Source organism: Ruegeria sp., from assembly GCF_040830605.1.
GTDB lineage: Bacteria > Pseudomonadota > Alphaproteobacteria > Rhodobacterales > Rhodobacteraceae > Ruegeria.
This window is the reverse complement of record NZ_JBFOMD010000003.1, coordinates 290,343-303,128: the sequence shown is the minus strand read 5'-3', so window position 1 is coordinate 303,128 and position 12,786 is coordinate 290,343. Positions and strand designations below refer to the sequence as shown.

At 60.7% G+C, this 12,786-nt stretch carries 9 protein-coding genes and 1 pseudogene; 3 read left to right on the top strand and 7 right to left on the bottom strand.

Translation table 11 applies throughout. From position 1 onward, the window contains the following. Positions 1-8 precede the first annotated feature (8 nt). The 3 genes from AB3N21_RS05430 to AB3N21_RS05420 form a co-directional block, all read right to left on the bottom strand. Complete coding sequence (locus tag AB3N21_RS05430) at positions 9-1,157, bottom strand: carbohydrate ABC transporter permease (RefSeq protein ID WP_367934253.1); 1,149 nt, start codon at positions 1,155-1,157, stop codon at positions 9-11. A 12-nt stretch (positions 1,158-1,169) separates the two neighbouring features. Further along, entirely contained in the window at positions 1,170-2,177 is a 1,008-nt protein-coding gene (locus AB3N21_RS05425) for a carbohydrate ABC transporter permease (protein WP_171173241.1), read from the bottom strand. Between the two features lie 71 nt (positions 2,178-2,248). Further along, the gene (locus AB3N21_RS05420) at positions 2,249-3,517 is read right to left on the bottom strand and encodes an ABC transporter substrate-binding protein (protein WP_367934252.1); all 1,269 of its coding nucleotides are present in this window, start codon (positions 3,515-3,517) and stop codon (positions 2,249-2,251) included. A 243-nt stretch (positions 3,518-3,760) separates the two neighbouring features. Here AB3N21_RS05420 and AB3N21_RS05415 point away from each other — a divergent pair, with 243 nt between their 5' ends. From AB3N21_RS05415 to AB3N21_RS05405, 3 genes and pseudogenes are all read left to right on the top strand, one after another. Next, entirely contained in the window at positions 3,761-4,792 is a 1,032-nt protein-coding gene (locus AB3N21_RS05415) for a LacI family DNA-binding transcriptional regulator (RefSeq protein WP_367934251.1), read from the top strand. Between the two features lies 1 nt (position 4,793). Then, a pseudogene (locus tag AB3N21_RS05410) lies at positions 4,794-6,092 on the top strand (GH1 family beta-glucosidase); the annotation flags it as partial. Positions 6,093-6,161: 69 nt separating this feature from the next. Continuing rightward, complete coding sequence (locus AB3N21_RS05405; protein WP_367934493.1) at positions 6,162-7,127, top strand: glucokinase; 966 nt, start codon at positions 6,162-6,164, stop codon at positions 7,125-7,127. 124 nt (positions 7,128-7,251) lie between these two features. On the opposite strand, the gene AB3N21_RS05400 is transcribed toward AB3N21_RS05405, so the two are convergent. From AB3N21_RS05400 to gcvT, 4 genes are all read right to left on the bottom strand, one after another. Further along, positions 7,252-8,235 (bottom strand): helix-turn-helix domain-containing protein, encoded by a 984-nt coding sequence (locus AB3N21_RS05400; RefSeq protein WP_367934250.1) that lies wholly within the window; start codon positions 8,233-8,235, stop codon positions 7,252-7,254. Between the two features lie 104 nt (positions 8,236-8,339). Next, entirely contained in the window at positions 8,340-11,204 is a 2,865-nt protein-coding gene (gene gcvP / locus AB3N21_RS05395) for an aminomethyl-transferring glycine dehydrogenase (protein ID WP_367934249.1), read from the bottom strand. A gap of 82 nt (positions 11,205-11,286) precedes the next feature. Next, positions 11,287-11,652: a glycine cleavage system protein GcvH gene (gcvH, locus tag AB3N21_RS05390; protein ID WP_367934248.1), complete on the bottom strand. Its 366-nt coding sequence runs from the start codon at positions 11,650-11,652 to the stop codon at positions 11,287-11,289. A gap of 18 nt (positions 11,653-11,670) precedes the next feature. Next, positions 11,671-12,768: a glycine cleavage system aminomethyltransferase GcvT gene (gene gcvT, locus AB3N21_RS05385; RefSeq protein WP_367934247.1), complete on the bottom strand. Its 1,098-nt coding sequence runs from the start codon at positions 12,766-12,768 to the stop codon at positions 11,671-11,673. Positions 12,769-12,786 lie beyond the last annotated feature (18 nt).

Sequence of the window (12,786 nt, the reverse complement as noted above, 5' to 3'; positions counted from 1 at the left end):
TGACGCCTTTATTTTACCGACCCGGCCAGCAGTCCGCGGACCAGGTATTTCTGCATTGCAAAGAAGACGGCCAGCGGCACCGCGATCGACACGAAGGCGGCGGTGGCCAAGATTTCCCAGTTGCCGCCGCGCGTGCCCAGCAGCTCGACGATGCGGTTGGTCATCACGGTGGTCTGCCCCGATGCGTCGATCAGGAACACCTTGGCGACCAGCAGGTCGTTCCAGGTCCACAGGAACTGGAAGATCGCGAATGAGGCGAGCGCCGGGAAACTGAGCGGCAGGATCAGCTTGGTGAAGATCTGGAACTCGGTGGCGCCATCCACACGCGCGTTTTCGATCAGGTCGCGCGGCAGTCCGGCCATGTAGTTGCGCAAGAGGTAGATCGCCAATGGCATCCCAAAGCCGGTATGGGCCATCCACACGCCCAGATAGCCTTTGCCGATGCCAATACTCAGGTGGAATTTGAGCAATGGGATCAGTGCCAGTTGCAGCGGCACCACCAGCAACCCGACCACCGCAGCAATCAGCAGGGCGCGACCTGGAAACTCCATCCATGCCAGCGCATAGGCGGCAAAGGCGGCGACCAGAATGGGGATGATGGTGGCCGGAATCGTCACCGTAAGCGTGTTGAAAAAAGCATTGCCCATGCCATCGACGTTGCCCGGGTCCAACAGCACCCTGTTGTAGTTCTGGACTGTAAACTCCGGCGGAGTGGTGGCTGTGGCAAATACACGGCTGCCCCGGCTGCCGGTGAATTCCTCGGCATTCTCCATCCGGTAATCGCCGTTCGACGCAACGGTAATGGTGCCGCCCTTGCGCAGCTCGGCCGTATCGCCGGGCTCAAACGCGCCGATGGCACGGGAACTGATCCCCCATACCGAGATGTTGGCGTCTCCGGCCTCACCAAACAGATTGCCCTCAATCACATAAAGGCCGTCCTGCTGAACCTGCGTCTCCGGCGCGGCGGTGCGCAATGTCAGGTTCTGCTCAGAAGGGAACAGTGACTTCCACCACCCACTTGTGGCAATCTGGTCCGCCGTGCGGAAGGACGAGATCAGCAGACCGAGGGTTGGAAACACCCAAAGCAGCACAAGCGCGGCAACTGAAAGATGAACAACCCATGTAAGCGCCGGCCTGGTTCCTGCGATATCACTCATTGCGCCGCCCCCTTACCGCATTTCCTTGCGCGCATTGCGCACGTTCCAGATCAGGATCGGCGTCACCAGCACCATGATAACCATGGCCGATGCCGATCCCACACCCCAGTCATTCGCCCGAAACAACTTGTCGTACATGTAATTCGCCAGCACCTGCGTCTCCCACTGGCCGTTGGTCATGGCGAACACGATGTCAAAGACCTTGAGTACGGTGATCGTGATCGTGGTCCAGACCACAAGGATGGTTGTCTTGATCTGCGGCACCTTGATGCGGAAGAAAATCTGGAACGGGTTGGCGCCGTCCAGAATTGCCGCCTCGATCGTTTCCTCGGGAATACCTCGCAGGGCGGCCGACAAGATCACCATGGCGAATCCGGTTTGAATCCAGACCAGTACCACCATCAGGAAGAAGTTGTTCCAGAACGGGATGGTCAGCCAGGTCTGTGGATCGGTCCCTCCGAAAAAGATGTAAACCGCGTTCAGGATGCCGATCTGATCCTGCTCCGCCGGGCGCGTGTCATAGACCAGCTTCCAGATCACTGAAGCGCCGACAAAGGAGATGGCCATCGGCATGAAGATCAGCGACTTGGCGACGTTGCCCCAGCGGATCCGGTCGGTAAGCTGCGCAACCAGCAAACCAAAACCGGTCGACAACGCCGGCACGACGATCAGCCACAGCATGTTATTGCGCATGGCTTCCCAGAACTTGGGTTCGGCCACCATCTGCACATAGTTGTCGGCCCCGGCCCATTGATAGCCACCGCCCGGAATACGTTCGGTCAATGACAGGCGGAGGGTTTCATAGACAGGATAGGCCAGATAGAGGCCGAGTGCCGCAAGGGCGGGAAATAGGAACAGCCATGGCCGGATCATGTTGGCGCGGTTGATATTGCGCCCTGCATTTGGGCCACGTGCGGGAAACAGAACTTTGTCCAGAAACTGGTTGGAAAAATAGAAATATCCCACACAGCCCGACACGCCGATGACGATTGTGAGCAGACCTTGGATTGCCGGATGCATGCCGCCCTCCCACTTGCGACAGAGATGTCGGGGCCGCCCACAGGCGCGGGCGGCCCGGTTGGATCAGACGCCTACTTCAGCGCGTCCCAGGACGACTGGATTTCGTCGGCCACGTCCTGTGCAGACTTGCCGCCGGTGTAGTCCACCATGCCGGTCCAGAAGGTGCCGGCACCCACACCGCCGGGCATCAGATCCGAACCGTCAAACCGGAACGTCGTTGCCCCCAACAGGATGTCGTTCATCTTTTTCAGCGTCGGATCCGAGAAGACGGAGCTGTCGACACCCTTGTGGGGCGTCAGGAACCCGGTCAGCGCCATCCAGGTTTCATGCGCCTCAGGTGTCTGCAGATAGGCAATCAGGTCATGTGCGCCCGGGCTGTCGTTGGTGATGGCCCAGAGCGTGCCGGCACCCAGTACCGGGCTACCCAGATCCTTGCTTTCGTAGGCCGGGAAATAGAAGAAATCCGCGTCCTCGCCCACAACCGTGCCTTCCGGGAAGAAGGCCGGAATGAACGACGCCTGACGATGCAGGTAGCATTGCGGCGGTGAGCTGAAGAGGCCCTTGGGACTGTCGCGGAAGTCGGTCGTCGCCACAGCGCCTGCACCACCGGCCACGAAGTCATCATTGCGGGCAAAAGCGCCGAATTCTTCAATTGCCCCGACCACTTTCGGGTCGTTGAACTTCAACTCATTGGACACCCATGCGTCATAGTCCTGCGGCGATTGGGTGCGCAGCATCATGTCCTCGACCCAGTCTGTGGCGGGCCAGCCGGTCGCCCCGCCGGAACCCAGCCCGATGCACCAGGGCGTCTCGCCATCGTCCACGATCTGCTCGGTCAGTGCCTTGAGCTCTTCCATCGTGGTGGGTACTTCATAGCCTGCGTCCTCGAAATTCTCGGGGCTGTACCAGACCAGCGATTTCACATCGACCTTGTAGAAAAAGCCGTAGAGGTGATCGCTGCCGTCCGCGCCGGCATAGGTGCCCAGATCAACCCAGGATTGGCCCGCCGCATAATTGTCACGTATCCAGTCGCCGGTTCCATCAGCCAGCGGCGTCAGGAAACCGTCCTTTGCCATGTCCGAGGCCAGCCCAGGCTGTGGGAACACTGCGACATTCGGGGCCGATCCCGCTTCGGCGTCGATACGGATCTGCTGCTCGAAACTGTCCGAGCCTACATATGCGTATTCATGCCCTGTGGCCGCGGCGAACCCATCAAGCACCGCTTCAACGTTTTCCTGGTCCGGCCCCAGCCACGGTCCGAATACGGTGACCTTCTCTGCCTTCGCTGCGCCGGCCATCAGGGCAAAGGCAGCAACGCTTGCATAAAGCGAGCATTTCATGAGGTTTCCTCCCAATTGCGTTCTGGCGCTGAATATCGCCCCCGTGAGACTCATTTTCAAAGCGCTTTGGATAACGACTGTTATCCGCTAACATCACGTTTCTGTCAATGTCTGGTTTTCGCTGATTAGCAAAAAGCCTGTTTATGCCATTTCAAAGAACGAATCCTCAAAACCGGTTGACGGATCGCTCGATTGCCCACAAAACAGGAGTTGAACAAAATTTGAAGGCGCTTTGAATCCGTAATGAACCTGAAACAGCTCTCTCAGATTCTGGGCTTGTCGCAGACCACGGTTAGCCGTGCGCTGAACGGCTATCCCGAAGTCAGTGAGGCAACGCGCATGCGGGTTCAGGCGGCGGCGGCAAAGCACGGCTACCGCCCGAACAGCCGTGCCAAAGGGCTCGCCACCGGCAAGGCAATGGTGATCGGTCACGTGATTCCGAGCTCATCGCAGCACGAGATGGTGAACCCGATCTTTGGCGATTTCGTTGCCGGTGCGGCGCGGAAATATGCCGAGCACGGCTATGACATGATGTTCACGCATGCCGACGACATCTCGATCGAGGAGGCTTACCGCACGCTCTTCAAGCGCGGCGCGGTGGATGGGGTCGTGTTGCAGGGCCCCAAAGTGGTCGAGCCGCGGATTTCGGTTCTCGCTAAAATGAACGTCCCTTTCATCGTGCATGGCCGCTCGACTGGCGCGGGTGAACCCTATTCGTGGATCGATGTGAACAACAAACGGTCGTTCCTGCGCGCAACCCAGTTTCTAATTGACCTGGGCCATCGCCGCATCGCGCTGATCAATGGGCTTGAAGAGATGGACTTTGCCCAACGCCGCCGAGAGGGATATCTCGAAGCGCTACAGATGGCCGGTCTGGCGCCAGATCCTGAGCTAATGCGCAGCGCCGAGATGACCGAGATTTACGGCCATCACGAAACCCGCAACATGTTGCAACTCGCCGACCCTCCCACCGCCATCCTTGCCGCCTCGATGATCTCGGCCATCGGTGTACGCCGTGCCTTGGACGAGGCCGGGTTGAAGATGGGCCGCGACGTATCGGTGATCGCCCATGATGACGAACTCTCCTATCTGAAGAACGGGCAGGACGTTCCGATCTTCACAGCAACGCGGTCTTCTGTCAGACATGCGGGCGAAATCGCCGCAGAAATGCTGATAGACCGGATCAACACGCCGGAGGATCCGCCAAAAACCAGGCTGCTTGAGGCTGAACTGGTTCTTGGCAGTTCAACCGGCCCTACCCCTGACAGGTCGTGACATGAAACATAGCCGCTCGGATTTTCCCAAGGATTTCCTCTTTGGGGTCGCCACCTCGGCGTATCAGATCGAAGGGCACGCCCAAGGTGGCGCGGGCCGTACCCATTGGGACAGCTTCGCCGCCACCCCCGGCAATGTTGTACGGGGTGAGAACGGCGATGTGGCCTGTGATCATTATACCCGGTTCGGGCAGGATTTGGATCTGGTGCGCGAGGCCGGATTAGACGGCTATCGTTTTTCCACAAGCTGGGCACGCGTGCTGCCCGAGGGTCGCGGGCAAGTCAATCAGGCGGGGTTGGATTTCTATGACCGGCTGGCGGATGCGTTGCTGGAACGCGGCATCCGCCCGTGTGCTACGCTTTATCATTGGGAGCTGCCCTCACCGCTTGCTGATCTGGGCGGATGGCGCAACCGGGACATTGCCGGGTGGTTTGCCGATTTTACCGAAGTGATCATGGGACGCATCGGGGATCGGATGTACAGTGTCGCGCCGATCAACGAGCCATGGTGCGTGAGTTGGCTGAGCCATTTCGAAGGGCACCACGCGCCGGGCCTGCGCGATATACGGGCAACGGCGCGGGCTATGCATCACGTGCTGCTGGCGCATGGGTCCGCGATCGAGGCCATGCGCGGGCTTGGCATGACCAATCTTGGCGCGGTGTTCAACCTCGAATGGGCAGATCCGGCTGAGGACACCGAGGAGGCCCGGCGCGCGGCCGCCCTCTATGACGGCATTTACAACCGGTTCTTTTTGGGCGGTGTGTTCAACAGTGCCTACCCGGAGAACGTACTGGAGGGTCTGGAACCTCATCTACCGGACGGCTGGCAGAACGATTTCGACACCATCGGCGCACCGGTGGATTGGTGTGGCCTGAACTACTACACCCGCAAACTGATCGCTCCCGCCGACGGCGCGTGGCCCAACCTGCAAGAGGTTCCCGGCCCCCTGCCCAAAACCCAGATGGGTTGGGAGATCGAGCCTGACGCTCTTTCCCGCTTCCTGATCCGCACTGCACAGGACTACACAGGCGATTTGCCGATTCTTGTGACCGAGAACGGAATGGCCAGCGAAGAGCGTGGCCAGGACGACGCCCGCATCGACTATCTGAACCAACACCTGTCGGCAGTCCGGCATGCCCTGGACGAGGGCGTTCCGGTGAAGGGTTATTTCGTATGGTCGCTGATGGACAATTACGAATGGGCCTATGGGTATGAGAAGCGCTTTGGCCTTGTGGATGTGGATTTTGAAACCCTGACCCGAACCCCGAAGGCTTCATATCACGCGCTGAAATCGGCGCTGGCCGAGGGTGAGCCTACGAAACTGCCGTTGGCGCAACTGGTTGGCTCACTAAAGCCGCACTGGCAACTGGTGGCGGATATTGGCGGTACCAATACACGCTTGGGCGTGATTTCCGATGATCAGCTAACGGAGGTTCGCAAACACCCGACAGGATCGCTGTCTGACATGCTCGACGCTTTCCATGGCCTGCGCGACGAGATGGGAACCTCTCCGCGCGCGGTCGTCGCCGCGGGCGCGGGACCGGTCAAAGATGGAGTGATCCGCCTGACAAATGCGCATCTGGACCTATCGGAAGCGGATATTGCCAACGCGACCGGCGCCAAGCACACCTTTGTGATCAACGACTTCACCGCTGCTGCCTGGTCGGTTGCCAATATATCCGAAGACGACGTCGAAATACTGCAAGGCATATCCGAACCCCCGGTGGGGACGAGGCTTGTAATAGGACCCGGAACCGGTCTGGGCGCCGGGGCGCTGCTTTATTCGGATGGCCACTATCATACCATATCGGGTGAAGGCGGGCATGTCGGTATCTCACCGCACAACCGCTATGAGGTCGAAGTTTTTGAGGCCGCCCGGCAAATTGCACCTGAGTGGTTCTTTGGTGACAGTTTGGCGTTGGAGGCCGAGGCTTTTTTGAGCGGGACCGGCATACCGATCCTGCATCAGGCAGTCTCATTGGTGGAACATGGCCAGGCTGACAACCGGTCGGCAAAGGACATTCTCCAAGATGCACAGGACGGCTCGACCCAGGCGGCAGTCAATACCGCCCGGATTTTTGCCAGACATCTTGCGGCGGTTACCGGAGATCTCGCTGTCGCCATCATTCCGACCGGCGGCGTTTTCCTTCTGGGTGGCGTTGCGGAAAAGAACCGCTGGCTATTCGACGACGGCTTTGTCGATACGTTCAATGCAGGCGGGCGGTTCACTTCGATCAGGCAATCCCTGAACCTTTATATCTCGAAACAAGAAGAATTTGGTTTGATCGGGGCGCATAACTTCTGCGATAGAGCACTGGAACGCATTTCCAGCTGATCTGCCTCTTGCGCGCAAAGCAGTTCCCGAGGCTCCTGTGCTGAGGAGTTCTGATCGACATGATCCGCGAACCGACGCATTCGGGGCGGGACGACCGGCCGAAGCCAAAAGCGAGGCGAGCGCTTCAGGCTCCGGCAAAGGCGCGCTGGCGCACGATCTGCGGGGTTTCGCCATATTCCCGGCGGAACCAGCGGGCGAGATTGGAATAGGTACCAAACCCGGTAGCCACCACAACCTCGGACAGGGACAGGCTGGTATGGACCAGCAATTGATGCGCCCGCTCGATGCACAGGGCTCGATAAGCCGTCAGCGGGCCGGTGCCGGTACGCTCCAGAAAGCGGCGTTGCAGCTTACGGGTTGAAACGCCCAGTTTATTGGCCAACTCGCAGATCTTCAGGGGTTCTTCGATATGGTCACGCATCAGGTCGATGGTGCTGTCGATCAGCACATCGCCCTGGGCGCGCTGGCGCAGACCCAGTGAGACCTTGCTCTGCGGGCGGGCGCCATCGGCGCTCAGCCCGATATAGTCACTCAGCGCCCCGGCAATGAACTGGCCGTGATCGCGGCCGATAAGTTCCAGTAATAAACGCAAAGCAGCAAAGCCGCTGATCGCGCTGTGCACCGATCCCGAGGCCGCAAAATGGGCGCCGGGGGCCAGTTCGGCCAGTTGCTCCTCGGTTGCGGCGGCCGCGAAGTTGGGGTGGATGGCGACTGCATGCCGCTCCTGCAACCCGGTTTCGCAAAGCAGAAACACCGCACTGCCAACCAGAACCGAGCGGGTTGCCAGACGCAGGATCTGATGGACCCGATTACGTTCCTCAGCGCTCAGGCTCCAGCGGGTGTGGATATCGCCCAGAAAGATCACGGTGCGCCGTGCCCAATACCGGGCATCCTCGGACGGCTGCTCGGACAGGTCCCGCACGGTGACGCGATAGGGTGCGCCATTCACCAGATCGTTTCCGGCGTTGAAAAGGTCCGCCATCATCTGCGCCGCCGACGATGAGGTGCCCTGAGGCAGAATGATATCGATTTCGTTGACCCGCGTCTGGGTCATGGGGAGCGCCGCGACGGGCGTTGCAACCTGTGGAACGGATGCGCAATAGGTCATGTCTGCCTCCTCTTGCGGGTGTCATGCGGCGTGGACGCCGGATCATCATCGGATGATGAGATCCGCGCCGCCGGACCATACCGGCGGCGCGGCAAGGGCCTGGATCAGGCCGCTGCGTCTTCTTCCTCGTAGTCCGACATCGGCGGACAGGTGCAGACTAGGTTCCGGTCGCCATAAGCGTTGTCGACCCGGTTGACCGGCGACCAGTACTTGTCGACACCCAGCGAGCCTGCGGGGAAACACGCCTGTTCGCGAGTGTAGGGCCGGTCCCATTCGCCCACCAGATCGCGCACCGTGTGGGGCGCGTTCTTGAGCGGGTTGTTTTCCGCGTCGATCTTGCCGTCGATGATCTGCTGCGCCTCGTCCCGGATCGAGAGCATGGCATCGCAAAACCGGTCCAACTCGTCCTTGGGCTCGGACTCGGTGGGTTCCACCATCAGCGTCCCCGCCACCGGCCAGGACATGGTCGGCGCGTGGAAACCGCTATCGACCAGACGCTTGGCAATGTCGTCCACGGTGACGTTGCCCTCATCCGCCAGCGGACGGGTGTCGAGGATGCATTCATGCGCCACACGCCCCGTTTCCGAGGTGTAGAGGATCTTGTAGGCATCCTTGAGCCGCGCCGCGATGTAGTTGGCGTTCAGGATCGCGACTTTCGTGGCCTGCGTCAGCCCCGCGCCGCCCATCAGCAGCACATAGGCCCATGAGACGGGCAGAATAGACGGTGACCCAAAGGGGGCCGCCGAGACCGGACCCACTGCGGTGCCGTATTCCGGGTGCCCCGGCAGGTGCTCTTCCAGATGCGCCTTGACGCCAATCGGACCCATGCCGGGGCCGCCGCCGCCATGCGGGATGCAGAAGGTCTTGTGCAGGTTCAGGTGGCTGACATCGCCGCCGATCTTGCCCGGCTGGGCCACACCGACCATGGCATTCATGTTGGCGCCGTCGATATAGACCTGACCGCCATGATCATGGGTGATCTGGCAGACCTCCTGCACGGTTTCCTCGAACACGCCATGGGTCGAGGGGTAGGTGATCATGCAGGCCGCCAGATGGTCCGAGTGCTTCTCGGCCTTCTCGCGGAAATCGGCAACATCGATATTGCCGTTGTCGTCCGATTTCACCGGCACAACCTGATAGCCCACCATCTGCGCCGAGGCCGGGTTGGTCCCATGCGCCGAGGTGGGGATCAGGCAGACGTTGCGATGGGCGTCGCCGCGCGAAGCGTGGTAGTTGCGAATGGTCAGCAGACCCGCATATTCACCCTGCGCACCCGAGTTGGGCTGCTGGCTGATCGCGTCATAGCCGGTGATCTGACACAGCTTGTCGTTCAGATCGGCGATCATCTCGTGATAGCCTTGCGCCTGATCTTCCGGGCAGAACGGGTGCAGGTTGCCGAACTCGGGCCAGGTGACCGGGATCATCTCGATCGTCGCGTTCAGCTTCATGGTGCAAGACCCCAGCGGGATCATCGCACGGTCCAGCGCCAGATCGCGGTCGGCCAGACGGCGCATATAGCGGGTGATCTCGGCCTCGGCCCGGTTCTTGTGGAAGATCGGGTGGGTCAGGTACTCGCTTTCCCGCAGAGCATAGTCAGGCAGACGGTAGTGGCGGTTCTTCTGGCTGTCGTCCTGCTTATCGATGCCGAAGGCGCCCCAGACGGCCTCGATGGTCTCAGGCCGGGTCTGTTCGTCGAGCGAGATACCGACCTTGGTTTCGCCGATCTTGCGCAGGTTGACGCCGCGGAGAACGGCGGCCTCCATCACGGTTTTCTGCAGGTGGCCCACTTCGACGGTGATGGTGTCGAAGAACACTTCCGGCTCGACGCTGAAGCCATGCTCTTCCAGACCGGCGGCCAGACGCGAGGTCTTGCGGTGCACGGACTGGGCGATGGCCTTGATGCCGTCAGGGCCGTGATAGACGGCATACATCGAGGCGATAACCGCCAGCAGCGCCTGCGCGGTGCAGACGTTCGAGTTGGCTTTTTCGCGCCGGATGTGCTGCTCGCGGGTTTGCAGCGCCAGACGGTAGGCCTTGTTGCCACGGCTGTCGATGGACACACCGATGATACGGCCCGGCATTGCCCGCTTCAGCTTGTCGGTGGTCGCCATATACGCGGCGTGGGGGCCACCAAAGCCCATGGGCACACCGAAGCGCTGGGTCGAACCGATGGCGATATCCGCACCCATCTCGCCCGGAGATTTCAGCAGTGCCAGCGACAGGATATCGGCAGCGACGATGGCGATGGCCTTGTGCTCATGCAGAGCTGCGATTTCGTTGGTGTAGTCGCGCACATGGCCATAAGTGCCGGGATACTGGAAAATCGCGCCAAAGACCGCGCCCGCGTCCAGCTTGTCCGGATCGCCCACCTGCACGTCGATGCCCAGAGGTTCGGCGCGGGTCTTGATCACCGCGATGGTCTGCGGGTGGCAGTTCTTGTCTACGAAGAAGGCGGCGTTGTTCGCCTTGGAGCGTCCACCGCGTTTCGCCATCGCCATGGCCTCGGCGGCGGCGGTGGCTTCGTCCAGCAGCGAGGCGTTGGCCACGTCCAGCCCGGTCAGGTCGCTGACCATGGTCTGGAAGTTCAACAGCGCCTCAAGTCGGCCCTGGCTGATCTCGGGCTGATAGGGGGTGTAGGCGGTGTACCAGGCCGGATTTTCCAGGATGTTGCGCAGGATCGGCGCCGGGGTGGTGGTGCCGTAATAGCCCTGGCCGATCAGCGAGGTCAGAACCTTGTTCTTGCTCGCCACTTCCTTCATGTGGAAGAGCGCATCGCGCTCGGTCATCGCCGGACCCCAGTCCAGCGCCTCTTTCTGGCGGATTGCGGGCGGGACAGTCGCGTCGATCAGCTGGTCCAGCGTCTTGAAGCCGATCACCTTGAGCATGTCGCGCATCTCGGTCGGTGACGGGCCGATGTGGCGGCGATTGGCGAAGTCATAGGCTTCGTAATCGGTCAGTTTGAAGGCCATTTCAGCGCTCCTGTTTCGAAACTTGCGCCCGATGGAGACTGCGGGAGCCTCAGGCGGGAGTATTTGGAAAAAGATGAAGCGGTCAGCCGATCAGGGCTTTGTAACCGTCCAGATCCATCAGGTCGTCCAGTTGCGAGACGTCGGCCAGCTTGATCTTGTAGATCCAGGCGTCGCCCTCGGGGCTTTCGTTCAGCGCGCCGGGGTTGTCGGCCAGCGTCTCGTTGGCCTCGATCACCTCACCATCAACGGGGGCATAGATTTCGGATGCGGCTTTCACCGACTCGATCACGCCAATCTCGTCACCCTTTTCGAAATCGTCGCCAGCCTCTTTCTGCTCGACGAACACGATCTCGCCGAGTTGGTCGGCGGCATGCTGGGTGATGCCGATGGTTGCAACGTCACCCTCGACGGTGACCCATTCATGCTCTTGCGAGTAATAGGTTGCCATGTTCTCTCTCTCCTGACTTTAACGCTTGTAGTTCTGAGTGACGAAGGGCAGCGAGACAATCTCGGCCGGTTGCGCCTTGCCACGAATGATGAGGTTGACCTTTTCGCCAGGCTCTCCGTGGCCTGCCGAAACATAGCCCATGGCGACCGGGCCGCCGACGGTGGGGCCGAAACCTCCCGAGGTGATGGCGCCGATGGTGTTGCCCTCGGCGCACTGGATTTCGACGCCCTGACGCGCCGGGGCACGGCCTTCGGGCTTGATGCCGACGAGCTTTTTGGCCGTCCCTTCGGCGAGTTCCTTCTGGACGCGCGCGGCGCCGGGGAAACCGCCTTCTTCCTTGCGGCGTTTCTGGATGGCCCAGCTAAGAGAGGCCTCGATGGGCGAGGTCGACTGGTCGATGTCGTTGCCATAGAGGCACAGACCCGCCTCAAGCCGCAGACTGTCGCGGGCGCCAAGGCCCGCCGGTTCGCAATCGTCATGCGCCAGAAAGGCGCGGGCCACATCGACGGCCTTGTCCTCAGGGATCGAGATTTCGTAGCCGTCCTCACCGGTATAACCCAGACGCGAGATGCGGCACTCGGCACCGTTGATGTCGCCCACGGTGGTTTCCATGAACTTCAGATCACGGGCGACGGGGCACAGTTCACCCACCACATTCTCGGCCGCAGGGCCCTGCACGGCGACCAGCGCACGATCGAAGATCTCGGTCACTTCAACACCGTCCAGATTGGCGGCCATGTGTGGAATGTCCTGATGGCGCAGGGCCGCGTTCACCACGACGAAATAATGATCACCGGCGTTCGATACGATCAGGTCGTCCATGATCCCGCCCTCTTCGTTGGTGAAGAAGCCGTAGCGCGCCTTGCCCTCTTTCAGGGTCGCATAGGCCTGCGGGCAGAGCGTTTCGAGCTTTTTGCCCACATTCTCGCCCTTCAGGATCACCTGACCCATGTGGCTCACGTCGAACAGTGCGGCCTTTTCGCGGCACTGCTTGTGTTCGCCCATGATGCCCATGGGATATTGCACCGGCATCTCCCAGCCGGCGAAGTCGACCATCTTGCCGCCAAGTTCGACATGCAGGTCGTAGAGCGGGGTGCGTTTGGGCGCGTCAGTCATGACAAGTGCCTTTCTCGT